This is a genomic window from Richelia sinica FACHB-800, assembly GCF_014698825.1.
Taxonomy (GTDB): domain Bacteria; phylum Cyanobacteriota; class Cyanobacteriia; order Cyanobacteriales; family Nostocaceae; genus FACHB-800.
This window is the reverse complement of the sequence record NZ_JACJTT010000016.1, coordinates 83,963-108,354: the sequence shown is the minus strand read 5'-3', so window position 1 is coordinate 108,354 and position 24,392 is coordinate 83,963. Positions and strand designations below refer to the sequence as shown.

Annotated in this window: 19 protein-coding genes; 10 read left to right on the top strand and 9 right to left on the bottom strand. The window is 39.3% G+C overall.

Annotation, left to right across the window (positions count from 1 at the left end):
* Positions 1 to 656: 656 nt before the first annotated feature.
* From H6G73_RS13225 to H6G73_RS13210, 4 genes are all read left to right on the top strand, one after another.
* Positions 657 to 1,307 (top strand): retropepsin-like aspartic protease family protein, encoded by a 651-nt coding sequence (locus H6G73_RS13225; RefSeq protein WP_242034191.1) that lies wholly within the window; start codon positions 657 to 659, stop codon positions 1,305 to 1,307.
* Between the two features lie 395 nt (positions 1,308 to 1,702).
* Positions 1,703 to 2,857 carry an NAD-dependent epimerase/dehydratase family protein gene (locus tag H6G73_RS13220; RefSeq protein WP_190605115.1) on the top strand — a complete coding sequence of 385 codons (1,155 nt, stop codon included), beginning with the start codon at positions 1,703 to 1,705 and terminating at the stop codon, positions 2,855 to 2,857.
* A gap of 194 nt (positions 2,858 to 3,051) precedes the next feature.
* On the top strand, positions 3,052 to 4,188 hold the full coding sequence (locus H6G73_RS13215; protein ID WP_190605113.1) for a glycosyltransferase family 4 protein: 1,137 nt from the start codon (positions 3,052 to 3,054) through the stop codon (positions 4,186 to 4,188).
* 118 nt (positions 4,189 to 4,306) lie between these two features.
* Positions 4,307 to 6,880 (top strand): GAF domain-containing protein, encoded by a 2,574-nt coding sequence (locus tag H6G73_RS13210; protein WP_190605111.1) that lies wholly within the window; start codon positions 4,307 to 4,309, stop codon positions 6,878 to 6,880.
* A 51-nt stretch (positions 6,881 to 6,931) separates the two neighbouring features.
* Here the strand turns inward: H6G73_RS13210 and H6G73_RS13205 are convergent, their stop codons facing one another.
* Positions 6,932 to 11,158 carry a M10 family metallopeptidase C-terminal domain-containing protein gene (locus H6G73_RS13205; protein ID WP_190605109.1) on the bottom strand — a complete coding sequence of 1,409 codons (4,227 nt, stop codon included), beginning with the start codon at positions 11,156 to 11,158 and terminating at the stop codon, positions 6,932 to 6,934.
* A gap of 449 nt (positions 11,159 to 11,607) precedes the next feature.
* Between H6G73_RS13205 and leuC the strand changes: the two genes are divergently transcribed.
* Together leuC and leuD are read left to right on the top strand one after the other, a co-directional pair.
* The gene (gene leuC, locus H6G73_RS13200) at positions 11,608 to 13,014 is read left to right on the top strand and encodes a 3-isopropylmalate dehydratase large subunit (protein ID WP_190605107.1); all 1,407 of its coding nucleotides are present in this window, start codon (positions 11,608 to 11,610) and stop codon (positions 13,012 to 13,014) included.
* A 16-nt stretch (positions 13,015 to 13,030) separates the two neighbouring features.
* Positions 13,031 to 13,678, top strand: a complete 648-nt coding sequence (leuD, locus tag H6G73_RS13195; RefSeq protein WP_190605105.1) for a 3-isopropylmalate dehydratase small subunit — start codon at positions 13,031 to 13,033, stop codon at positions 13,676 to 13,678.
* Between the two features lie 190 nt (positions 13,679 to 13,868).
* Here leuD and H6G73_RS13190 read toward each other — a convergent pair whose 3' ends face one another.
* Complete coding sequence (locus H6G73_RS13190) at positions 13,869 to 14,546, bottom strand: response regulator transcription factor (RefSeq protein WP_190605121.1); 678 nt, start codon at positions 14,544 to 14,546, stop codon at positions 13,869 to 13,871.
* A gap of 604 nt (positions 14,547 to 15,150) precedes the next feature.
* Positions 15,151 to 15,345, bottom strand: coding sequence for a hypothetical protein (locus H6G73_RS13185; RefSeq protein ID WP_190605103.1), 195 nt, complete (start codon positions 15,343 to 15,345; stop codon positions 15,151 to 15,153).
* Positions 15,346 to 15,592: 247 nt separating this feature from the next.
* Here H6G73_RS13185 and groES point away from each other — a divergent pair, with 247 nt between their 5' ends.
* A complete protein-coding gene (gene groES / locus H6G73_RS13180) occupies positions 15,593 to 15,904 on the top strand; it encodes a co-chaperone GroES (RefSeq protein WP_190605101.1) in 312 nt (103 codons plus the stop codon).
* Between the two features lie 151 nt (positions 15,905 to 16,055).
* Positions 16,056 to 17,690 carry a chaperonin GroEL gene (groL, locus tag H6G73_RS13175; protein ID WP_190605099.1) on the top strand — a complete coding sequence of 545 codons (1,635 nt, stop codon included), beginning with the start codon at positions 16,056 to 16,058 and terminating at the stop codon, positions 17,688 to 17,690.
* 143 nt (positions 17,691 to 17,833) lie between these two features.
* Here the strand turns inward: groL and H6G73_RS13170 are convergent, their stop codons facing one another.
* Genes H6G73_RS13170 through H6G73_RS13160 form a run of 3 tightly spaced genes read right to left on the bottom strand, consistent with a single transcriptional unit; the run spans position 17,834 to position 19,007 of the window.
* The gene (locus tag H6G73_RS13170) at positions 17,834 to 18,355 is read right to left on the bottom strand and encodes a hypothetical protein (RefSeq protein WP_242034190.1); all 522 of its coding nucleotides are present in this window, start codon (positions 18,353 to 18,355) and stop codon (positions 17,834 to 17,836) included.
* A 26-nt stretch (positions 18,356 to 18,381) separates the two neighbouring features.
* Complete coding sequence (locus H6G73_RS13165) at positions 18,382 to 18,828, bottom strand: Tse2 family ADP-ribosyltransferase toxin (protein ID WP_190605097.1); 447 nt, start codon at positions 18,826 to 18,828, stop codon at positions 18,382 to 18,384.
* A gap of 17 nt (positions 18,829 to 18,845) precedes the next feature.
* Positions 18,846 to 19,007 carry a ribbon-helix-helix domain-containing protein gene (locus H6G73_RS13160; RefSeq protein ID WP_190605095.1) on the bottom strand — a complete coding sequence of 54 codons (162 nt, stop codon included), beginning with the start codon at positions 19,005 to 19,007 and terminating at the stop codon, positions 18,846 to 18,848.
* A 208-nt stretch (positions 19,008 to 19,215) separates the two neighbouring features.
* On the opposite strand from H6G73_RS13160, the gene H6G73_RS13155 reads away from it, so the two are divergent.
* On the top strand, positions 19,216 to 19,509 hold the full coding sequence (locus H6G73_RS13155; RefSeq protein WP_190605093.1) for a hypothetical protein: 294 nt from the start codon (positions 19,216 to 19,218) through the stop codon (positions 19,507 to 19,509).
* Positions 19,510 to 19,914 (top strand): PIN domain-containing protein, encoded by a 405-nt coding sequence (locus H6G73_RS13150; protein WP_190605090.1) that lies wholly within the window; start codon positions 19,510 to 19,512, stop codon positions 19,912 to 19,914. It abuts the gene before it with no gap.
* A 221-nt stretch (positions 19,915 to 20,135) separates the two neighbouring features.
* Here the strand turns inward: H6G73_RS13150 and H6G73_RS13145 are convergent, their stop codons facing one another.
* The 3 genes from H6G73_RS13145 to H6G73_RS13135 are packed head-to-tail and all read right to left on the bottom strand — an operon-like array spanning position 20,136 to position 23,951.
* A complete protein-coding gene (locus H6G73_RS13145; RefSeq protein ID WP_190605088.1) occupies positions 20,136 to 21,452 on the bottom strand; it encodes a protein kinase domain-containing protein in 1,317 nt (438 codons plus the stop codon).
* Positions 21,452 to 23,110: a protein phosphatase 2C family protein gene (locus tag H6G73_RS13140; protein ID WP_190605086.1), complete on the bottom strand. Its 1,659-nt coding sequence runs from the start codon at positions 23,108 to 23,110 to the stop codon at positions 21,452 to 21,454. The genes H6G73_RS13145 and H6G73_RS13140 overlap by 1 nt, the downstream gene beginning before the upstream one ends.
* A gap of 40 nt (positions 23,111 to 23,150) precedes the next feature.
* Entirely contained in the window at positions 23,151 to 23,951 is an 801-nt protein-coding gene (locus H6G73_RS13135) for a vWA domain-containing protein (protein ID WP_190605084.1), read from the bottom strand.
* Positions 23,952 to 24,392 lie beyond the last annotated feature (441 nt).

The following is a 24,392-nucleotide window of genomic DNA, read 5'->3' as shown; positions in this document are numbered from 1 at the left end:
CTCTACGCTGAAATTGGGAAATTAACCAAACACATTATTGCATCTATTGCCCGAAGGCAATATATTTTGATGGCTTTATCTGTAGCTGGCTTTTAGAGAATTGGTATTACTCAAAACATCCCAACTATTGAGCCAAACCTCTACTTCCCCTACTCTCCCTACTCTCACAAGGGAATGTAAAAAACCTACCCCAATGAGCGTAACCCCACCCGCTATTTGTGACAATTGCGTAAGTCCTCAAGCCGTAATACCAGTCTAATCAACGGTTAAGTCTCAGTATACTGAACATGAATCAAAACGGATTTCTCTAGCTAGATTCGGGTTTGACTGGGTATTTGCCGATGATAAAAATTTGTCCTGATTTCATGTTTTTCCAGGAGTATCTAAGAAATTAGGTGATTCATTTTACCTGTAGTTGGGTTCTATTTGGTACTAATTAAGATTTTGAGGAAAAGAAATAAACTAACTTTTATTTACTGATCATCTGTGCAAATGCCTGAATAATGACCATAGAATTCACTGGGAAAGACCAACTGTATAATAAATTGCCAATATTTAAAATGATTTACGGCTTATTTCATCCTCAAGACAGTTAAAAATTTATATCATCTTTGGGAATTTAGACTTTGATATATAGCAATTAAATAGGAGAAATAATGGCAATGAAACATGGGAGAAATAAGGGCATATTCGGTAAGATATTTTTGTCTGTTGTGTTGGTACCAACCTTATTTGTTGCGGCTATATCTTATCGGGTAGGTGCTGAAGATACAGGCTTATGTTTTATGGTGACATCTTCAGGTAAAACTGTGAGTTTAGGTAAATTGTGCGGTAAAACTGCCCAGAAACCAGAGACGAATACAGCCGCTATCACAACTGAAGCACCAGAGAACAAAGAACATAAATCATCTGGATTGAAGAGTAATAAAAAAATAGACACTAGAGTAGCACGAATTCCTATTAAACGGCGAATCGGCAGAACTCCAGTAATAGAGGTAAATTTTAATAATAAACAGTCTTTCGATATGATTTTAGACACTGGTGCAAATAGCACTTTAATTACCCGCAAAATGGCTAATAAATTGAATATTAAAACTACTGGTTCAATTGCTGCACAAATTGCTGACGGTAGTCAAATCAAATTATTAACTGGACAGGTAAAGTCTATAGCAGTGAGTGGAATGGTAGCTCAAAATTTAGAAGTAGCGATCGCACCTAACGCAGGAATTGGACTATTAGGCCATGATTTCTTTGGTGAATATGACATTAAGTTATCAGCAAAGGAAGTGGAGTTTCATCGGCGCTAAATTAAAACGCGATTAAAAAAAATAAAACTTATAAAAACTTAATTTGACAGGTAAAGAAACAGAAAAAACTCAGTTAAGCATTTAAGCGCGCTCGGCGAAAATCCTCTGTCAAAATGATTGTAGAGATGTTCTGCTATAACGTCTCTACGAGGGTTTCAAACCAAGCATATTTAATTACCACCAGATGTCTAATTACCTTCATAACACTATGAGCGATCGCCCTGGGAAGGTTAACATAGCTGAAAACTCTGAAAAAGCTCGTAAAGTATTCCTTTGGGCTTTGGAGTATTGAATTTTCACTTTCACCTTGCCCTAGCAGTCTCTCCCAGAATGATGAGTGAGAGGGGACAGAAACCTGATAGATTTAGCTATCAGCGAGTAAAAAACTTGTAAAGATGAAAGTCCTGGTTATTGGTGGCGATGGGTATTGCGGTTGGGCAACCGCACTCTACCTTTCTAATAGAGGTTACGAAGTTGGTATTTTAGACAGTTTGGTGCGCCGACACTGGGATAATGAACTAGGTGTCGAAACTTTGACTCCGATCGCACCAATTCAGCAACGTATTCAGCGCTGGCAAGACTTGACTGGTAAATCTATTGACTTGTTCACTGGCGATATTACGAATTACGGCTTCCTGTCCAAAGCATTACACAAGTTCCAACCAGAGGCCATAGTGCATTTTGGTGAACAGCGTTCCGCACCATTTTCCATGATTGACCGTGAACACGCTGTTCTCACTCAGGTGAACAATGTCGTAGGTACATTGAACCTGCTGTATGCAATGCGGGAAGACTTCCCAGACTGCCATTTGGTCAAACTGGGAACTATGGGTGAATATGGTACACCCAATATAGATATTGAAGAAGGCTATATCACCATTGAGCACAATGGTCGCAAAGATACCCTCCCGTATCCCAAGCAACCAGGCTCAATGTATCACTTGAGTAAAGTCCATGATAGCCATAATATCCATTTTGCCTGCCGCATTTGGGGTTTACGGGCCACAGATTTAAATCAAGGCGTGGTTTATGGTGTCCTCACCGAAGAAACCGGTATGGACGAACTGCTAATCAATCGTCTTGATTATGACGGTGTATTTGGAACTGCACTCAACCGCTTCTGTATTCAAGCCGCAGTCGGTCATCCCCTCACAGTCTACGGTAAAGGCGGACAAACCCGTGGCTTCTTGGATATTCGGGATACAGTACGATGTATTGAGATAGCGATCGCTAACCCTGCTCAAGCTGGAGAATTCCGTGTCTTCAACCAATTTACTGAACAATTCAGTGTTGGTGATTTGGCAATGATGGTGAAAAAAGCAGGTACTGCCATGGGATTGAATGTAGAAATCAACAACATTGACAACCCCAGAGTAGAAAAAGAAGAACATTACTTCAACGCCAAAAACACCAAACTCCTCGATTTAGGTTTACAACCCCACTACCTTTCTGATTCCTTATTGGATTCATTGTTAAACTTTGCCGTCAAGTATCAGAAACGAGTAGATTTCAACCAAATTTTACCCAAAGTATCTTGGCATAGAAACTAGTGGAAAATTGGGAACAATGAATTAGGTGACAGGGAACAGGTGACAGGTGACAGAAAGAGAGGGGGTGTAGAGAAGAGGGGGAGGAAAAATGAAGATATTCCTCCTTGTCCTCCTTATCCCCCTTGTCCCCCTTGTCCTCCGTTTCCCCCCCTGCCTTCTGCCTTCTGCCTTCTGCCTGCACTCAATCATTTTCTATGAGAATTGCCCTATTCACCGAAACCTTTTTGCCCAAGGTTGACGGCATTGTGACACGTTTACGTCACACCGTTGACCATCTCCAACGTGATGGAAATCAAGTATTGGTAGTAGCCCCTGAGGGAGGGATTAAAGAACATAAAGGAGCGAAAGTTTACGGCGTTAGTGGTTTTCCCTTACCTTTGTATCCAGAGTTGAAAATGGCCTTACCTCGTCCTGCCATTGGTCATGCCTTAGAAGAATTTCAACCGGATATTATTCATGTTGTTAATCCAGCAGTTTTAGGACTCTCTGGGATTTTTTATAGCAAAGTATTAAAAATTCCTTTGGTGGCATCCTATCATACCCATTTACCCCAATATCTCCAGCACTATGGCTTAGGAATGTTAGAAGGGTTACTATGGGAATTACTGAAGGGGGCCCATAACCAAGCGATGTTAAATTTGTGTACATCGACAGCAATGATGGCTGAATTGACAGCCCACGGCATTGAACGGGTAGATTTATGGCAGAGGGGAGTGGATACAGAATTGTTTCACCCAGACCGTGCCAGTTTAGAAATGCGATCGCGATTATCTCAAAATCACTTAGATAGTCCCTTGCTACTCTACGTCGGCCGCTTGTCTGCGGAAAAGGAAATTGAACGCATCAAGCCGATTTTACAAGCTATTCCCCATGCCAGATTAGCCTTGGTGGGAGATGGCCCCCATCGTTCCACATTAGAAAAACACTTTGCTGGTACCAATACCCTATTCGTAGGCTATCTGATGGGAGAAGAATTAGCCTCAGCCTTTGCCAGTGCTGATGCCTTTATTTTTCCCTCCCGAACTGAGACACTAGGATTAGTGCTTTTAGAAGCAATGGCTGCTGGTTGTCCGGTGGTTGCTGCCCGTTCTGGTGGAATTCCTGATATTGTTACTGATGGGGTCAATGGTTATCTTTTTGATCCCAAAGCTGATATCCAGGCCGCCATTGATGCTACAGTTCTGCTGTTAGAACAACAGCAAAAAGCAGCCATTATCCGTCAAAATGCTCGTCAAGAAGCGGAAAAATGGGGTTGGAGCGCAGCTACACGCCAACTGCAACATTACTATCAAAAAGTCGTTTCTACACCGACTCTGACAACAGCTAGCTAAAATTTTGGTTTGCTCTCAAGGCGGGATAAAACCCGCCCTAAAGCTCAAAAAATGCCAAATTTCCCACGTAATCACATATTTATGAATGATTAAACCCACAGTTAACATTTAAACTCCCATGACACTTCCTACCCCTGGTAGCGTCTTGGCTACATTAACGGAACTAAATCAAGTTAACCAAACCCAGGACTTGCTCAGTCGGGTAACAGAACTGTCGGTTAACGAGTTTGTGTGCTTACTGGACTTTATCACCGCAGAATTCCAGCAATTTCTTAGAGCTATTGATTTACTCAATAATGAAGCTTTAGAAAGCATGTTGGAGAAAGTCCTGCAAGCTATTACGTTGAAAATTGGTCAAATTCTCCAAGCAGAACACACAGCCATCTTTTTAGTTGATAATGATAAAGGTCAACTGTGGTCAAAGGTTCCTCAAGATAATAGCCAAAAGTTTTTAGAAATTCGTATTCCTATTAATGTTGGCATTCCTGGTCATGTAGCGACTACAGGCGAATATTTAAATATATCAGAAATATATTCTCATCCTTTATTTAGCCCAGAATTAGAGCAACAAATGGGCTATAAAATTCATAATATTTTATGTATGCCAGTGGTCAGCAGCAAAAATAAAATTGTTGCTGTAGTCCAATTGGTAAATAAAGCAGGTGATGTTCCTTTTACTCAGGAAGATGAAGAATCCTTTCGGGATTTTGCTGCTTCTATCGGCATTATCTTAGAAAGTTGTCAATCTTTTTATGTTGCCGCTCGTAATCAGCGTGGAGCTACAGCTTTATTAAGAGCTACCCAAACCTTAGGGCAAAGTTTGGATTTAGAAGCCACTTTGCAAATGGTGATGGAACAGGCGAGAATTTTAATGCAAGCTGATAGAAGTACCCTGTTTTTGTATCGCAAAGAAATGGGGGAATTGTGGACAAAAGTAGCAGCAGCAGATGGTCAACATTTAATTGAAATTCGCATTCCGTCTAACCGGGGTATAGCTGGTTATGTGGCTTCTACAGGACAAGCTTTGAATATTCCTGATGCTTATAAAGACCCCAGGTTTGACCCGACTACAGATAAAAAAACGGGTTATTTAACTAGAAATATTTTATGTTTACCTGTATTCAACTCCGCCAATGAATTGATTGGAGTCACGCAATTAATTAATAAACATCAAGGTAGTTTTACAACTTCCGATGAAGAATTTATGCGAGCGTTTAATATTCAAGCGGGAATCGCTTTAGAAAATGCTCGTTTATTTGAAAATGTGTTATTAGAAAGACAATACCAAAAAGATATTCTCCAAAGTTTATCTAATGCGGTAATTTCTACAGATATGCAAGGACAAATCGTTACTATTAATGATGCGGCGTTAGAGTTACTAGGTTGTCCTTTACAAGCAACAAATAGTAAATATAATAAAATTCTCTGGGAACAAAATTTAATCGGTCGTCCCGTGTGGGAAATTGTGCCACTGGAAAACTTGCAAATGCGTTTGGAAGACAGTTTAAAACATGGTGCTAGACATTATGTTCCAGAGCAAAGTTTAATAGTGGGATTATATGAAGAAGTTAATAATGTTGCTTCTCTAGGATGGAGAGGGAAGAAGTTAATTTTAGCCATACGCGATCGCACCAATCCCGATATTTTCATCCCCTGGAATCAACCCCTAATTCCCCATTTACATAGGTTGCGTGGGGATGCAGTCACACTATTAGAGCGCAGTATTAATCTCACTGTGAATCCCTTAACCAACCCAGAAGGAGGCGTGCGGGGAGGGTTGGTGGTATTGGAAGATATCAGCCGAGAAAAACGGATGAAAAACACCATGTACCGTTATCTTACACCCCATGTAGCCGAGCAGGTGATGGCTCTTGGTGAAGATACTTTAATGGTAGGTGAACGGAAAGAGGTGACGATTTTATTTTCTGATATTCGCGGTTACACCACACTCACAGAAAATTTGGGTGCAGCTGAGGTGGTATCGCTGCTGAATCAGTATTTTGAAACTATGGTGGAAGCAGTTTTTAACTATGAAGGAACCTTAGATAAGTTTATTGGCGACGCTTTGATGGCGGTATTTGGTGCACCTCTACCACTGACAGAAAATCACGCTTGGCGAGCAATTCAGTCGGCTTTGGATATGCGACGGCGGTTGCAAGAATTTAACCATAGAAGAATTATTCAGTCCCAACCACAAATTCATATTGGTATAGGCATTAGTTCTGGAGAAGTGGTATCAGGAAATATTGGTTCCCACAAACGGATGGACTATACAGTCATTGGTGATGGAGTCAATTTAAGTTCTCGATTGGAAGGTGTTACCAAAGAATATGGCTGTGATATTCTGTTGAGCGAGTTTACATACAAATTATGTAGCGATCGCATTTGGGCCCGGCAACTGGATAAAATTCGCGTCAAAGGTAAACACCAAGCCGTAGATATTTATGAATTAATTGGCGATCGCACCATACCCCTAGATGCTGATACCGAAGAATTTCTGCACCTCTATCATACTGGACGCACAGCTTATTTAGAGCGAGATTTTCCACAAGCGATCGCTTATTTTACAGCCGCTCAACACCTCAACCCCACAGACCAAGCCGTTAACCTCCATCTAGAACGTGCCCACAATTATCAAAAAAGCCCACCACCAGAAACCTGGGATGGTGTGTGGACAATGTTAGGGAAGTAGAAGAAAAGTGTAGAAGTCAGAAAAAATTTCTGCTCCTACACCCTATTTTTCTTAAGCAATCAAAGTGAAATTGCTACTGGTCAAAGTAATTTCAGGATTACCTAAACGAGCAAACTCAAACACCGACGCTGCACCCAAAACATTACCATTTTGGTTATAGAATAAGCTGCCAGTGCTTTGACTAAAGACAATACGAGCATTACTTGCATCTACAAAACCATCATCACTCACCACCGCAAAATCAGTTAAAGCTTGTCCGGCAGCATTTGTTACAGCAGTGAAGGTCGCCTTTTTCAAAACGATTGAGTCTAATCCAACTTCAAACTGACTAATGTAATCTACACCTAAAGTAGTGCTAAATGCTCCACTACCTTGGAATAAATATTTATCATTGCCAACATCTCCCGTCAGAACATCATCACCTAGTCCTCCCCACAGGGTGTCATTGCCACTACCACCAGAGAGCATATCATTACCAGCTTCTCCCCACAGTCGGTCATCACCAATGCCACCAGAGAGAATATCATTACCATTGCCACCATTCAGAGTGTCATTTCCCCCTAAACCTTGCAATTGGTCATTGCCATCACCACCATTGAGGGTATTGCTTAAACTATTACCTGTGAGACGGTCATTACCTATGCCACCTGTGGCATTTTCAATCACATTATTGGCAGAGAGAATCAACTTGAGATTGCTATTAACTGTTTGTGATGTAGTAACTCCCAAATTGATATTTGCAGCTACAGTTGTGCCACTAAAGCTAATAGTATCAATTCCCCCTGTGGTAGTTTCGCTAATAGTATCCGTTCCCAAGGCAGTTGTAGCTGTGAAAATGTAAGTATCATTGCCAGTTAGACCTGCAAGGGTATTATTGCCACTATTGCCTCTGATGACGTTACTGCTTGCATTTCCAGTCCCATTGATAGCTGCGGTGCCCGTGAGAGTCAGATTTTCGACATTGGTGGGTAAGGTAGTGGTGACAGATGCAGTTAAGGTATCGGTGATAGTTGTAGTTGCAGTGTGATTTGTACCCAAGGTGGCATTAGTTGGACTACTCAGCTTCAGAGTGAAGGTTTCATCAGCTTCATTAATGGCATTATTGAGAATGGAAATGCTAATAACTTGACTGGTCACACCAGGGTTAAAAGTCAGGGTTCCCGTCCTAGCAGTATAGTCACTACCAGCTATTGCAGTACCGTTAGCAGTGGCATAGTTAACAGTAATTGTTTGGGTGCTGGGGTTGGAGAGAGTAACGGTGTAGGTAACAGTTTGGGAACTTGTCAAACCTTCCACAACCTTTTGGTTCAGACTAATATTCAGAGTTGGGAGGGGGTCTGTATCAGCAATATTCACCGTTGCACTAGTAGTTGCACCAAGAGTGTATCCTGTCCCTAAACCTAAATTGAGGGTAACTGTTTCTGTTAACTCATCTATATTGTCATTAGTGGGATTAACAGTCACCGTTGCAGTGCTACTACCTGCGGCAAAAGTAACTGTACCAGTGAGATTGGTGTAGTCTGTACCATTAATAGCGGTTCCTAAAAGAGTGTATTTTACCGTCAAGGCATTGGTTGTACTACCTGTTCTTGTCAGGGTAAAAACACCAGAGTTTGGACTTTCACTAGCACTACTATCTGTTGCCGCAACAGTAATGACAGGAAAATCATCAGCAAGAGTAATAATTTGATCTGAAAACTGCACTCTTTGAACTCCAGATAAAGTATCTATGCCATCACGATTACTTATTGAATCCGTAATGGTGAATACACCGCCTGTGCTGCTAATTTGATATTCAGAACGAGCACCTGAATAAATAGCAATATCGTTGCCAGCACCTCCATAGAGAGTATCATTACCAAGCCCCCCAGTTAATCTATCATCACCCTGTTCAGCGAATAAACGGTCATTACCATCTTGACCGCGTAGGGTATCGTTACCTAAACCACCAAACAAATCATCACGAGCGGTAGAGCCGGTGATATTGTCATTCACAACTGCTGTTCTAAAGTTAAAATCACTGGCTTGAAGTTGACCTTTGGTAATGCCATCAATTTTCAGTTGATAAGAATAATTACCGCTATTAGAGTGGCTGTAGTAAGTAGTAATGACGGCATCACCTTCAATATCCTCATTGGTGAGAAGTAAGAGGGTATTATAGTCACTAATACCAATAGTTCTCAGGTCAATTTTGTCTTGTCCCTTGACAAAATCAGCGACTAAATCTTGGTTAAAAGCCAGAGTCGAATCATCAAAGTATTCGAGGACAAATTGATCGTTACCTGTGCCACCATAAAGGGTATCATTGCCAAACCCACCAAATAAGATATCATCACCTTGTTCAGCGAATAAACGGTCATTGCCATCTTGACCGCGCAGGGTATCGTTACCTAAACCACCAAACAAATCATCACGAGCGGTAGAGCCTGTAATATTGTCATCAACAACTGCTGTTCTCAAGATAAAATCACTGGCTTGAAGTTGATCTTTGGTAATACCATCAATTTTCAGTTGATAAGAATAATTACCACTATTAGAGTGGCTGTAGTAAGTAGTAATGACGGCATCACCTTCAATATCATCATCGGTGAGAAGTAAGAGGGTGTTATAGTCACCGATACCAATAGTTCTCAGGTCAATTTTGTCTTGTCCCTTAACAAAATCAGTGACTAAATCTTGGTTAAAAGTTATAGTCGAATCATCAAAGTATTCGAGGACAAATTGATCGTTACCTGTGCCACCATAAAGGGTATCATTGCCAAACCCACCGAATAAGATATCATCACCCTGTTCAGCGAATAAACGGTCATTGCCATCTTGACCGCGCAGGGTATCGTTGCCTAAACCACCAAACAAATCATCACGCGCGTTAGAGCCGGTGATACTGTCATTCACAACTGCTGTTCTAAAGATAAAATCACTGGCTTGAAGTTGACCTTTGGGAATACCATCAATTTTCAGTTGATAAGAATAATTACCGCTATTAGAGTGGCTGTAGTAAGTAGTAATGACTGCATCACCTTCAATATCCTCATTGGTGAGAAGTAGAATAGTGTTATAGTCACCAATACCAATAGTTCTCAGGTCAATTTTGTCTTGTCCCTTAACAAAATCAGTGACTAAATCTTGGTTAAAAGTTATAGTCGAATCATCAAAGTATTCAAGGACAAATTGATCGTTACCTGTGCCACCATAAAGGGTATCATTGCCAAGCCCACCAAATAAGATATCATCACCTTGTTCAGCAAATAAACGGTCATTGCCATCTTGACCGCGCAGGGTATCGTTACCTAAACCACCAAACAAATCATCACGCGCATTAGAGCCTGTGAGACTGTCATTCACAACTGCTGTTCTAAAGTTAAAATCACTGGCTTGAAGTTGACCTTTGGGAATACCATCAATTTTCAGTTGATAAGAATAATTACCACTATTAGAGTGGCTGTAGTAAGTAGTAATGACTGCATCACTTTCAATATCCTCATTGGTGAGAAGTAAGATGGTGTTATAGTCACTAATACCAATATTGCTCAGATCAATTTTGTCTTGTCCCTTAACAAAATCAGTGACTAAATCTTGGTTAAAAGTTATAGTCGAATCATCAAAGTATTCGAGGACAAATTGATCGTTACCTGTGCCACCAGTCAGGATATCGTTTCCCAGTCCCCCAAATAATTGATCATTGCCACCTTGTCCAGACAGAGTATCATTGCCATTTAAACCTTGAATGATATCGTTATCAGAACTTCCTGTGAGATTGTCATTACTTGATGTCCCTGTCTGTTGTTCTACCTGAAGAGTTTGCCCGTCCACAGTAATAGTTGCGCTATCATCTTCATTCTTCAATGACTGTAGAGTCCCAGAGTCTAAGTTGTAACCCTGCACTAACTCTGCAAATATTGCTCCCTCATCTCCAGCACTATCTATGAGGTTAATTTGAGCATCAACAAAATGTCCGATTTCTTCTAACAACAGCTGAGTCAGGGTTGCTGACGTAGCAGTAGCTAAAAAGCTATTTGATAGATAAATCTGATTAGTGCTACTGGCATAAGCACCGTTAGCATGACCAAGAATGGTACTGTCCAGAATTTCTATTTGGGGAATTTGACTAAAATCTCCTGCTTGCCATTGAGAACGTAGAGTTTCGGCAGCACTGTGATTATATTGTGTACCAAAGGCAGTATCAAAGGCTTGCCAGAAGTTATCTGCACGAGAAAAAGCACTTAGTTGGTTATGGACTAGACTCAGAGATGATTCGATTAAAATACTGAAGGACATAATGTAGTACGTTACCAAGAGACTCACTTAGTATAAAGACTGCTTTAGGAATCGTCACTGTTCCAGAGAAAATGATTTTAAATGTTTTTGTGCTTCATCACGTTTATTCTCGTTAATACGTTTTATTTAGTAAGTTAATTTGATGCTACCCAATAGAACTTTGGGATTAGATGCTAAACAATGATGTAAAAACTGCATAGATAAAAGATAGAAACTAGTGAATTTATTTTCAATAAATGGCATTAATTACAAAATTTCCGACTAAAAAAGCAGCTATTTATATGTCAGATTTCATAGAATTAATAATGGAGTTTTTTGTTTATCTCCTATAGAGTTTGCCTTGCATTAACCGTATACCCTATAGGTTTACAGATGGTAAATTGTCAACTTAATTTATATCGATTTTCTGATAAAATCAAAACCTCGACTCCTTTAACATAGATTAACGTATGAGCAAGGGAACTCTATTCGATAAAGTTTGGGATTTACACACCGTTGGTACACTTCCTTCAGGACGATCGCAGCTATTCATTGGTTTACACCTTATTCACGAAGTTACCAGTCCCCAAGCCTTTGCTATGCTCAAAGAAAGGGGTTTAAAAGTTTTATTCCCACAACGCACAGTAGCAACTGTGGATCATATCGTGCCGACTGAGAACCAAGCCCGTCCTTTTGTGGATAGCATGGCGGAAGAAATGATCCAGGCGCTAGAAAAGAATTGTCAAGATAACGGTATTACTTTCTATAACATTGGTTCTGGTAATCAGGGGATCGTCCATGTGATTGCCCCGGAATTGGGTCTAACTCAACCAGGAATGACGATCGCTTGTGGTGATAGCCACACCTCTAGTCATGGCGCTTTTGGGGCGATCGCTTTTGGTATTGGTACCAGTCAAGTTAGAGACGTTCTCGCCTCCCAAACCTTGGCTTTATCCAAGTTGAAAGTCCGCAAAATCGAGGTTAACGGTACCCTCAACCCCGGTGTTTACGCCAAAGATGTAATTTTGCATATCATTCGCACCCTTGGAGTGAAAGGTGGTGTAGGTTACGCCTACGAATACGCAGGAACCACCTTCGAGCAAATGAATATGGAAGAACGGATGACCGTTTGCAACATGGCCATTGAGGGCGGTGCTAGATGCGGCTATGTAAATCCCGATCATGTCACCTACGAATATTTAAAAGGTAGAGATTTTGCCCCCACAGGTGCAGCTTGGGATCAAGCTGTGGCTTGGTGGGAATCAATTAAGAGTGATGCTGATGCTGAATATGATGATGTAGTCGTCTTTGATGCTAAAGACATTCCTCCTACTGTCACCTGGGGAATTACTCCTGGTCAGGGCATTGGCGTGGATCAAACCGTACCCAGTCCTGAAGAAATGGCTCAAGAAGATAGATTTGTAGCAGAAGAAGCTTACAAATACATGGATTTATATCCCGGTCAGCCTATCAAAGGGACAAAAATAGATGTTTGTTTTATTGGTAGTTGCACCAATGGACGCATCACTGACCTGCGGGAAGCAGCAAAAATTGCCAAAGGGCGCAAAGTTGCAGAAGGGGTAAAAGCTTTTGTAGTGCCAGGTTCAGAACGAGTCAAGCAGGAAGCAGAAGCGGAAGGATTAGATAAAATCTTTGTCGACGCTGGGTTTGAATGGCGGGAACCTGGTTGTTCCATGTGCTTGGCCATGAACCCCGACAAACTCCAAGGCAGACAAATCAGCGCATCTTCTTCTAATCGCAACTTTAAAGGTAGACAAGGTTCCGCTTCTGGTCGGACTTTGCTGATGAGTCCAGCTATGGTAGTCACTGCGGCCATTGCAGGAGAAGTCGCAGATGTGCGGGAATTGCTTCAATAGGTGACAGGTGAAAACTATGGTTAGTGAAATTAAAACTATTTCTGGACGTGCTTTACCCTTGATTGGGAATGATATCGACACTGATCGCATTATCCCCGCACGCTATCTCAAAGCCATTACCTTTGACGGCTTAGGTGAAGCTGCGTTTATTGATGACCGCAAAGCCTTGAATGGTAAACATCCTTTTGATTTGCCCCAATATCAAGGAGCGAAAATATTAATAGTGAATCGGAATTTTGGTTGTGGTTCCTCACGGGAACATGCACCACAAGCGATCGCTAAATGGGGCATCACTGCATTAATTGGCGAAAGTTTTGCAGAAATCTTTTTTGGTAACTGTGTGGCTATGGGCATTCCTTGCGTAACAGCTGATTCAGCCACAGTCAAACAGTTGCAGGAATTGGTAGAGGCTGGTTTGCCGACCCATTCAGGCACCAATAATGATGCTTCTAAACCCGCCCCTACTGTCACCATCGATTTAGAAAAATTACAGGTGCAAATCGGCGATTTTACTGCCACAGTTCACATAGATGAAGGAACTAGAACCGCCTTTACCTCAGGTACTTGGGACGCTTGCGGCCAGTTGGTAGCCAATGCAGAACAAGTGAAGGCAACTGCTGCGAAATTACCTTACATTGCTTGGGGAAAATTAGCAGCTAGTTAAAATATAAATTCCAGACCTTGCACCTATCCACCCCCGCAGTAGACGACTTATAACTACAAGGGTGAAGGTGTAAAGGTTAGTGGCTACAATTTAGATAAAAATTATTGGTACTTGATTCTACCTCGGCAGGTAGCCAGCCCTCAGTAGGGTTTACAGGCAGAATGAAGTCCAACACCCTTACCTTAGAGATTTAAGCCATTTGGTTTTCAATTGCCCACCGTGCTAATTCAGTACGGTTGTGGAGGTTGGTTTTACCCAACATATTGGAAACGTGGCTTTCCACAGTCCGCTGACTAACATTTAATTCTTCAGCGATTTCCCGATTAGCCAATCCTCTGGCTACAAACTGCACCACCTTGAGTTCGGTTGGTGTGAGTTGAACATCGAAGGGAACTTGGATGCGAGATCCATTTTCTCCTCCCTTAGATTGATGTTCCTTCCAACGGATAGTTTGTTTGAGTGAAGATTCTACTTGCGCTACGAGTTCTTCTGGTTCAAAGGGCTTTACCATATAGACATCAGCACCTTTGTTGAGACCTTTAACTCGGTCTGCACTTTGTCCCTTAGCTGAGAGGAAGAGAACAGGAATCCAGCTAGTGCGTTCGTTTTGCCGTACTTGCTCAACAAAAGTATATCCGTCCATTTCCGGCATCATCACGTCACAGATAATCATATCTGGAACTTCGTGTTCTAAGATTTCCAGAGCTTCTCGTCCGTTTTCAGCTGTGATGACTTCATATCCCCGGAATTCTAAGTAGTCCTTCACCAGCAAGATGAGGTTAGGGTCATCATCAATAAGTAGAAGTCGTTTGTGATCTTTCATGCTGGGTTCTTTCATAGCAGTGGCACTTGTCGCGCTACAATCCATCAAGGTCTTGAATAGTTATCCTTTATGGTGGATTATTGAGATGTTGTCTCTTTTCCCACTTAACTTGCCTTTACAGCCTGAAAGTCTCAAAAAGTATTGGTCACTTTTAAAAGACTGATAGCTGTTGGGCAAAAGTCCAGTAAGGACACGTAGAGCAGTAGTATTTATAATGCGCTATTATATATCGCTTTGAAAGACGCAGGCTAAAAAACTCTGATTAAATCATAATCATTGTATTTCTTAAAGTTAGTGTTGCCTGAAGATGACCCTAGCTCAAAACTAACCCGCGCTTTCATTCGCGTACTGCTGCTACACAATATCCTTCGGATGTTAGACCTCAGAGGGAGGTTGACTGTCAACCGGGGAATTTACAGGCAAAGGATGGGTTAAAAATAAATTTTCTTCCATCATCCGGCCGATTCAGTGAGCTTAGACATTTCCTCAGTGACTTCTGGGTCAAATTGGACGAACCCAGACTACAACTGATTGAATAGCCTTCTTTCTCGAACAACCTACCGGCAAGCTTTAGACTTGGGTACTCAAGAGGAGATTGGGGTGACTAGTTGAGCATCTGATGGAGTAATGGCTCCCACAAAAGCTGTTATCAGTATCCCCAGAATTCCAGACTAGCTTGTTTTGAGCAGTATTGGACAACTCTCTGCTCAGATCCACCAATGAGATGTTGCTGAAAGTTTGCTAGTCCTAGAGTTTCTACACAATTACCCAGGTCTTGACCCATCGGAGGTTGATTACGCCTGGGAGTGATTTGGGAGTTCTGACTCACTGTATTGTTACTCATTGAGTGGCTCCCTGATTACTGTTCTATAACAATTTCCCGACTTTGCAAATAAAGTTGTCCATATAAAAATATTCATTACTTACGGAACAGAACCTGATAATTAAAACAATTAGGTATTAATACTTAAGTAGCCTAATCTAGCCCTAGTTCGGGAACCCGTACATAAGGAATTGTTGCCATTGGCCGCTTCCCTTCGGTAAATTAGCACTCAGAAGTTGAGAGTGCTAACAAGGCGAGAAAATTTCGTATGGCAGCTGTATCTCTAAGCGTATCTACAGTTAAACCTTTAGGCGATCGCGTATTTGTAAAAGTGAGCGCCTCTGAAGAAAAGACCGCAGGTGGTCTGTATTTGCCCGACACCGCAAAGGAAAAGCCCCAAGTAGGCGAAGTAGTTGCCCTTGGCCCTGGCAAGCGTAACGACGACGGTAGCCGTCAGGAATTGGAAGTCAAAGTTGGTGATAAAGTGCTGTACTCCAAGTACGCTGGCACTGACATCAAGCTCGGCACTGAAGAATATGTTCTTCTTTCTGAGAAAGATATTCTCGCAGTCGTTGGCTAATTCGGTGATTAGGGGCTGAAAAATTCAAAATTCAACTAGATGTTTCCTCATTTGTGGATGATTCTCATTTGAATTTTGAATTGGCAAACAGTGAAACCCCACTGACAACTAAGAACTAACCAATAAGCAATTCAAGAGAATTAAAAGACCTATGGCAAAGCGTATTATCTACAACGAAAACGCCCGTCGCGCTCTAGAGCGAGGCATTGACATCCTAGCTGAAGCAGTGGCTGTTACCCTTGGGCCCAAAGGTCGTAACGTAGTCCTAGAGAAAAAGTTTGGTGCGCCCCAAATCGTTAACGATGGTGTAACCATTGCTAAAGAAATTGAATTAGAAGACCACATTGAAAACACTGGCGTTTCTTTGATTCGTCAAGCTGCTTCCAAGACCAACGACGCTGCTGGTGATGGTACCACCACTGCTACCGTTTTGGCTCATGCCATTGTAAAAGAAGGTCTGCGGAACGTAGCTGCTGGTGCTAACGCTATTCTGTTGAAGCGTGGTATCGACAAAGCAACAGCTTTCTTGGTAGAAAAGATTGCTGAACACGCTCGCCAAGTTGAAGATTCTAAAGCGATCGCTCAAGTTGGTTCCATCTCTGCTGGTAACGACGAAGAAGTCGGCAGCATGATTGCTCAAGCAATGGACAAGGTGGGCAAAGAAGGCGTAATTTCCCTAGAAGAAGGGAAGTCTATGACCACCGAATTGGAAATCACCGAAGGGATGCGCTTTGACAAAGGCTACATCTCTCCTTACTTCGCCACCGATGCAGAACGCATGGAAGCGATTTTTGATGAGCCTTACATCCTGTTGACCGACAAGAAGATTGCTTTAGTACAAGACTTAGTACCTGTACTTGAGCAAGTTGCTCGCGCTGGTCGTCCCTTGGTCATCATCGCTGAAGATATTGAAAAAGAAGCTTTAGCAACCTTGGTGGTTAACCGTCTCCGTGGTGTACTCAACGTAGCTGCCGTTAAAGCACCTGGATTTGGCGATCGTCGTAAGTCTATGCTGGAAGATATCGCTATCCTCACCGGCGGTCAAGTGATCACCGAAGATGCTGGTCTGAAGCTAGAAAACACCAAGCTAGATAGCTTAGGTAAAGCTCGCCGCATCACCATCACCAAAGACAACACCACAATTGTCGCTGAAGGTAACGAAGCTGGTGTAAAAGCTCGTTGCGAACAAATCCGTCGTCAGATGGATGAAACAGAATCTTCCTACGACAAAGAAAAACTGCAAGAGCGTTTAGCTAAATTATCCGGTGGTGTAGCTGTCATCAAAGTTGGTGCAGCAACCGAAACCGAAATGAAAGATAAGAAACTGCGCTTAGAAGACGCTATCAACGCTACCAAGGCTGCTGTAGAAGAAGGTATCGTTCCCGGTGGTGGTACAACCTTAGCTCACCTCGCTCCTCAATTGGAAACTTGGGCTAACAGCAACCTGTCTAACGAAGAATTGACCGGTGCTTTAATCGTTGCACGTGCATTACCCGCACCTCTGAAGAGAATTGCTGAAAACGCAGGTCAGAACGGTGCTGTAATTGCTGAACGTGTGAAAGAGAAAGACTTTAACGTAGGCTACAACGCTGCAACCAACGAATTCGTTGACTTGTTGGCTGCTGGTATCGTTGACCCTGCTAAAGTAACCCGTTCCGCACTGCAAAACGCTGCTTCCATCGCAGGCATGGTGTTGACAACCGAATGTATCGTTGTTGACAAGCCAGAACCTAAGGATGCTGCTCCTGCTGCTGGTGCTGGTGCTGGTGGAGACTTCGATTACTAAAATCTAAAATCTTTTCCTAGTATCAATAACTGCCGCTTCCGCAAGGGGGCGGCTGTTTTTTTTGGAAATCGAACCGCAGAGGACGCAGAGGGAAGATTTTGTTTAAGTTCCTCTAATCTTCAAAAGTTCGTTTAGTTGACTGTTTAAGTCTGGAGAGCCATTGATGGATGATAAACTTCTCCTTTGTAGGGTTGCCAAATATAACCAGAGCTAAATTCTTGGAAACCTGATAATGTTTCTAATCCTTGTGTCAGTTCTGTAGATAAAACTAATCCTGGAATAGATAAATTAGGTAAGTCTTCTATCAGTTCACTATAGGTTCTAAATTCATCAACTTCTACACCAACTAAAGCATAACGAAACGGAAAAAGAAAGCCTTTGTCTTCACATAGTAAGTTAACAGAGTGTAGGTGTTCATAGAGTAAGTTGCCTAACTCTGTCATTAGACCAGCAGTTTTAGGATGGTCTATTCCTACTTCACTAATATTATTTGGGTAAACCCGACACCACCAGTTGTTCTCTATATCTCGAAAAGTATCTACACGACATTGGTATTGGCGAGTCTTGTAGTCTATATATGTTAACCATTGGAAATATCCAGCAAATATAATGGCACTTTTTTCATCAGAACCGATCTCTGCCGATAAACTAAATATCCATGCCATGCCTGTAGCCTCCTATTGTAATAGTTCTAATCAACTCTTTCCCAATAATTTTGGGTATTTGCTAAGGCTAATTCGTACTTTTCTAGTAACATTGTAACTCTTGGCAAAATGCTAACGTGAGTTGGACTATCCTGAACAGCTTGTAAATCTCCGGTAATGTTGATGTCATCAACTTGCCATAAGGGGTCTTTGCCAATTCCACCAAATTTGGCTGGTTTGCGATTTGGTGGTAAAACTTCAATTGATAGAGAAACAGACATTCCTTTTGTATCTTTAACAGCAACAGCAACTACTTCTCCGCAAGATTCACGTTCTGACTCTGGTAATAAATAGCCTTGCTTATCTAGATAACCTAAAGGCATTTGTTCAACATTTATATCAATGCCTAGTCTAACTCCTAATAGTCTGGCAGACCGACCGATTTTGGGCTTACCATTTTCATCCATCATGCCTCTATAGTAGAGTTTTACCATTGGCTAATATTACAAGACTATACTTGTGATGTTTTTTGCTGTTGTTTTTGACGGTTAGCTAGCGCTTCCCCCAGTAAAATCGCGGCCATTTGGCTTTTAGTTCTTTGCTCTTTTTTGGCAATCTCCTCTAATGCTTGCCATGTCTCGTCAGGAATTACGGCGTTAAGTTTTTTACTCATGGATAACAGATATATATGTTATGGTATCATCTCATCACACATCATACCATGACGTGATATACTAAATTTAGTAATATCCAAAATAGTTTTTAGTCTTTATCTAAAAAAATATGTTCCTTATTCGATCTAATTCCTAAATTCTTATCCAAAAATTTTCAATGATATAATTCTATACAACAAATATATAATTTTATGAGGAAATTAAACCATGAATCAAGGTATTAACCATCAATATAACTATCAAAAATTAACGACTATAGTCAATAACTTAATTGACAATAACCCTCTTTATCTAGAGAACTTAGATAAACAGAAAATGATTAAAGAAATGAATAAAATTTTCGATCCTAACTCTGTACCTGATGTTAATAGTATTTCAGAAGCAGAACTAACTAAACGAATTAAAAGTATTTTATCCTTACATTTAGTCTCAGGAATGCTGAATGATTTTACTCCAGAACAAATGCAAATATTTGATGAATCTGTAAAACGTGGTAGTTAAATGGGTTATTTATTAGATACGAATATTGTTTCAGCATCGCTAAAGCAAAATTTAAAAATTGCATTAAAAATCACTGAAATGCGTCGTCAAGGTGAATTACTTGCCATAAGTGGCATAACTTACTATGAAATTCAAAGAGGACTTATCCGAACCAACGCCACGAAAAAACTAGCTTTATTTCAGCAATTTTGCCAAGATTATCCGATTTTATTTTTAAATGATTTGAGAATTTTTGAAAAAGCTTCAGAAATTCATGCTGATTTAACAAGCGGAGGAAAAATCATTCAAGATGCAGATATTCTGATAGCTGCTACAGCCATAATTGGTAATTTAACTTTAGTCTCTAATGATTCTGATTTAACTAGAGTTAAAGATTTACAGTTGGAAAATTGGTTGGTTGTTTAATGTAGGTTGGGTTGACGATAGGAAACCCAAAAATTGAAGATTTTTGGTTCTTCGGTACTTTTTATGGAGAACCCAGTTCCAAATCATTGAAAACCTTATTGTGTAGGCATTTCATTAAAAATATTACGCATAATATTTTATAAGCCTTGCCTCGTAAGGGTTTTGTGGTAATCAATCTTCAATTACCATAAAATCTACGCAAGAACCACATTTTTTCTGAATTAGGATGTCCAGGATTTGAGTATTTTCAGGATTTTTGAAGAAAGTGATTTTAAGAATCCATCCTGCATATTATTTAACATCTTATCCAATTTATCCCATATAAGTTGATTCCAGATATTTTCATTGGTGTTATCTGTGAATATTTCCTTGTCTTGTTTTTGATCAGTTTCAACAAATTTATCCCACGGATCTTGATTGTTTACTTTTTGACTATCGAATTTATCCCAAACATTTGATGAATTAGTATCAAGTTTACTCCAAGGATCTGAATTTCCAACAGCTACCTTGCTAGATTGATTTTTATGTTGTTCTAAGATATCCCAATTAGGACTATTCAAATCTATAATCGGAATTGATCCAGTATTTTGTTGTATTGTTATTGTATTAGGTAGAAAATCCCATTCGATTTTAGCCCCAGTGTAAGCACTAACTAAATTTTCCAGTGGTGGTAATTTTTCAATATCTGATTCCTGACAAAGTTTCTCTAATTCTAAAGTTAAATACTGAACTTCATCTGACAGTTGTTTAAGTTCTTTAAATATTTTTGATAAATGTGGTTTTTCTAAATCTTTGTCAGAAAAAAGTAGTCTTTCTTCAAGTTCTATGTTTTGCCAATAACTTGGTTTTTCGGAAATAGCCAGCAATGATAAGTAAATAATAAGTTCGGAAAAATAGTCAGATTTTGGACTAAGTTTGACTAACTTATTTCTCTGAGAATGTTGATATCCAGGCAATCCTTTAATATTATCTTTTTCGTTTTTTAATTCTGGAACATACAAACCATCATAGTCAATTAAGCATATATCTCCGTTTTTTCTGATCATAATATTACCATGTTGTAAATCTCCATGAGAAATATGATTGTCATGGAGAATTGTTACCATTTCTAAGAATTTAGCAGCAAAATTACGGATATGAATAGGATGCTTAATATTATTAGCTATAAATTTTTTAAAGCTAATACCATCAATCCATTCCATTCTAATAATTGGAAATTTTTGTCCATTGACTAAAATTCCCTGTTCTTTGTAAGCAAAATCAACAAAGTAAGGAAGTTTAACTTTTTTTAGGTAGTTATCAATTTCTATGTACCTAATTTTTAAATCACCTAAATCCTCTACCCAGCATTTAAGAGCATAATTAGTTGTGTTAGTTTTAATTTTATAAACAATAGCTTTACCTCCATTGTATGAAAGTAAAATATTAGGATTATGGGTTTGCATCATGGGTTTTCCTACTTTCAAAACATCATCAAGTAGGAATCTGTCAAGGTTTCTTACAGATGTATCATATTCGTTTCTCAATGGATATTTCATTATTGTATATCCTTCTTTTTTATATACCCTTCAAGCCTTAATTTATACCAATCTTTTACTGCATCAAATTCAATTTCCTCGAATATTGATGGCTTTTCTAATTTTCCTAAAAGAGTCTTATCTAAATCTTCTTTTTGAGTATGAGGTATAGGTAATAATCTAATTTTATCAGCATTAATTTTAACTTCGCCCTTTCTACAATTTTCACAACTTTTATCAACTATTCTTGTATAAGCATAAAAGTTTGTTTGAAATTTAATCCATGTGCCTCCTTCTTCGAGGATTAATACTTCAGGTGAATTAGATAGTGATTGTACAATAACATCTGTAAAATTTTGATCTTTATAAATGCTAATTTCTTCTTTCATTCTGATAAATTTATGTACATATTTAGTAGATGCAGTAGTTGTATTTATTTGATTATGGTCTGAGTTGCTAGTATTGGTTCTGTGAATGAAGAACCATAATGGCAAAAGTAAAATTCCTAAAACAAAAACTATACGCTGGCGTTTCAAGCTTGAGTTTTGCTCTTGTAATTCATTAATTCTTAAAACAAGTTCATCGTTACTAATTTGAACTTTTGTAATGCTTTTATGTGTAATATTATGAGATAAAATAGAAGAAATAAGCCGATACCAAATATGAGGAATTAAATTGTTAAAACTTGCATTTATTTGAGGATAATTTTGATTTATTATAGGTGTTGTACATTCGGTTTTATCTTGAGATAATTCATGATGTCTCTTGCTGGTTTCTGTTGATTCTAAATAAGAGTTATCTTCTATTTCAGATTGTTTATAATTTAAATATTGAAAAGGTTGAGTATTTCCTTCTTTTTCATGTGTTGTTTCTAAAGAAGATGGGTATATGATGCTATTAGGTATAGATAAAATTAACAATGTGACATCATCATTTTTCATTTTTATACTTTGAGCATTTCTAGCAGATGTCACAAAACTTTCAAATTTATCTTGTGAAGCAGAAATACTTAGCAAAGTTTCAAAAATGTTAAACCTATGTTCTACACATTTAAAAATGTATTCTGCTAAAGCATCTGTAGCTAGGAGCAAGTAAGTGTTATTTGTGGATATTGTCTGATTTAAAGATAGTTGATAAAAAGCTGGTTGAAATTGATTATCTTTGGGATAACTTGCAAAATATCCTGGACGATCATTAAAATCTTTTGATGCTTTTAATAAATATGTTGCAGTCAGTTGATATTTGTTACCTGATTGATCACCTTCGACAATAAATAAACAACTATCTCCTACAAGAGACAGTTTTAGTTTATCTGCAATAAATTGTAAACCGATAAATGTGGATGTTGCTGATTCATGGAAATTCAAACGATTTTGATTTGTTACCCAAACAGGGCTATTTTCATTTTTAGCTTTTATGATTCGCTTTTCTACCTCTAAAAGCCATTTTTCTTGAATGGGTTGCAACCATGTAGTCCAGTTATTTGGGTTAATATCAGGGTTTTGGCAAAAATGATTTACCAAAAGTTCTGCCCATATACTGGGATAAAAGGATTGACTTGCACCATCAGTGATAGCAAAACAATTATTTTCGGGGTTAACTTGAAAATAATCCTGACAATCATTAATACTTTCATTTTCTTTATGCGTCCTACCATGAAAAATTATTTTGATTGACATCTTCTTGTTAACCCCGAATAATATTGAATGATAGAAAACTTTAGCGCAAAGCTCCTAAAGAGCCAAAATTGAGAATTCTGATCAATGTTTCTGCATCAGCATTAAATACAAAGCCTCTAGAACCTGGCTGAACATTAAAACCTACATCTTTAGCTCTAGTAGAAAGATTTTCTGGTAGTACAGAGGAAATATCAAACAAAAAGTTTGCAAATTTATTACCACTAAATCCAGTATTAATGTTTGGCAACTCTATCTTACCTGCTGATACTGTGTCAATATGTGCATTCATAATAATTACATTGCCATCAGTGGTTTTGAGTTGTGCTAATTTTTTAGCTTTAGCAGCAGCACTATCTAAATCGTCAGGCTCTCCATCAGTAATATTAATAACAATAGGTGGAAAACTATTTGGATTGTTAGCAATAAATTTTTCTACACCTTGATAAGCTTGTTTAAAAGCTTCTGCCATATTTGTAGAGCCATTGGCAATAGGATTTACAAACACTCTAACCACTTCATCCACTTCAACCAGTCCACCCGCACCATCAGACACTTTCTTCTTGACAGTGGTTGTATTTGGATTTTTAGCTAAATCAGATATCTTATCCAGAAATAGTACGCTTACGCGAGATCCATAGCCAACCACAGCGACATAACATCTATCTCTAATATCATCACCAACTGTACAAGCCGTAATAATTTCTGCTATAACTCTATTAACTGCTAATGCTGCAAAGTTAGCTTTAGTAGATCCGCCATAAGCATCTGACATTGAACCTGATTGATCAATTAGGATAACTATAAAACCTGGTTTAGAACTGCTTAATTGCTCTTGGTACACAATTATATTACCCCTACAGACTTTCAGTAGCTAAAATCATTACTTTGCATAAATGGTATCTCGTAATGATTTAAGCTTATTTGCTTATATATAGTATTGTCCAAGTCTGAGAGTGAGATATAATTTAATACACAATAATTCATATAAAAGAACTATATAAACATGTAAAATAATAGTGATCTGAATGGAAGACGAAGATATCTAGAATGTAGGCGCAATCAGCTTCATAGATTTCTTCCCTGGTTGATAATACTTACCCTATTGATGCAAACAGAACTTCTGCGTAGTGTACGAAAAATATGGGTTGGAGATTGCTTGATTGCGGTCGCAATGATGAAAATACGTTTATCTTACCTAAGTTCTAGAAAATATAGCCTGCAAATTTTATTTGAGAGATGAATACCTTTTATCTCTGCTATAGACAAGAAAAACATGGGCAGT

Excerpts from the sequence above, each read along its gene's own strand:
- H6G73_RS13225 (WP_242034191.1), top strand. The coding sequence starts at position 657 with ATGGCAATGAAACATGGGAGAAATAAGGGCATATTCGGTAAGATATTT.
- H6G73_RS13220 (WP_190605115.1), top strand. The coding sequence starts at position 1,703 with ATGAAAGTCCTGGTTATTGGTGGCGATGGGTATTGCGGTTGGGCAACC.
- H6G73_RS13215 (WP_190605113.1), top strand. The coding sequence starts at position 3,052 with ATGAGAATTGCCCTATTCACCGAAACCTTTTTGCCCAAGGTTGACGGC.
- H6G73_RS13210 (WP_190605111.1), top strand. The coding sequence starts at position 4,307 with ATGACACTTCCTACCCCTGGTAGCGTCTTGGCTACATTAACGGAACTA.
- H6G73_RS13205 (WP_190605109.1), bottom strand. The coding sequence starts at position 11,158 with ATGTCCTTCAGTATTTTAATCGAATCATCTCTGAGTCTAGTCCATAAC.
- leuC (WP_190605107.1), top strand. The coding sequence starts at position 11,608 with ATGAGCAAGGGAACTCTATTCGATAAAGTTTGGGATTTACACACCGTT.
- leuD (WP_190605105.1), top strand. The coding sequence starts at position 13,031 with ATGGTTAGTGAAATTAAAACTATTTCTGGACGTGCTTTACCCTTGATT.
- H6G73_RS13190 (WP_190605121.1), bottom strand. The coding sequence starts at position 14,546 with ATGGATTGTAGCGCGACAAGTGCCACTGCTATGAAAGAACCCAGCATG.
- H6G73_RS13185 (WP_190605103.1), bottom strand. The coding sequence starts at position 15,345 with ATGAGTAACAATACAGTGAGTCAGAACTCCCAAATCACTCCCAGGCGT.
- groES (WP_190605101.1), top strand. The coding sequence starts at position 15,593 with ATGGCAGCTGTATCTCTAAGCGTATCTACAGTTAAACCTTTAGGCGAT.
- groL (WP_190605099.1), top strand. The coding sequence starts at position 16,056 with ATGGCAAAGCGTATTATCTACAACGAAAACGCCCGTCGCGCTCTAGAG.
- H6G73_RS13170 (WP_242034190.1), bottom strand. The coding sequence starts at position 18,355 with ATGGCATGGATATTTAGTTTATCGGCAGAGATCGGTTCTGATGAAAAA.
- H6G73_RS13165 (WP_190605097.1), bottom strand. The coding sequence starts at position 18,828 with ATGGTAAAACTCTACTATAGAGGCATGATGGATGAAAATGGTAAGCCC.
- H6G73_RS13160 (WP_190605095.1), bottom strand. The coding sequence starts at position 19,007 with ATGAGTAAAAAACTTAACGCCGTAATTCCTGACGAGACATGGCAAGCA.
- H6G73_RS13155 (WP_190605093.1), top strand. The coding sequence starts at position 19,216 with ATGAATCAAGGTATTAACCATCAATATAACTATCAAAAATTAACGACT.
- H6G73_RS13150 (WP_190605090.1), top strand. The coding sequence starts at position 19,510 with ATGGGTTATTTATTAGATACGAATATTGTTTCAGCATCGCTAAAGCAA.
- H6G73_RS13145 (WP_190605088.1), bottom strand. The coding sequence starts at position 21,452 with ATGAAATATCCATTGAGAAACGAATATGATACATCTGTAAGAAACCTT.
- H6G73_RS13140 (WP_190605086.1), bottom strand. The coding sequence starts at position 23,110 with ATGTCAATCAAAATAATTTTTCATGGTAGGACGCATAAAGAAAATGAA.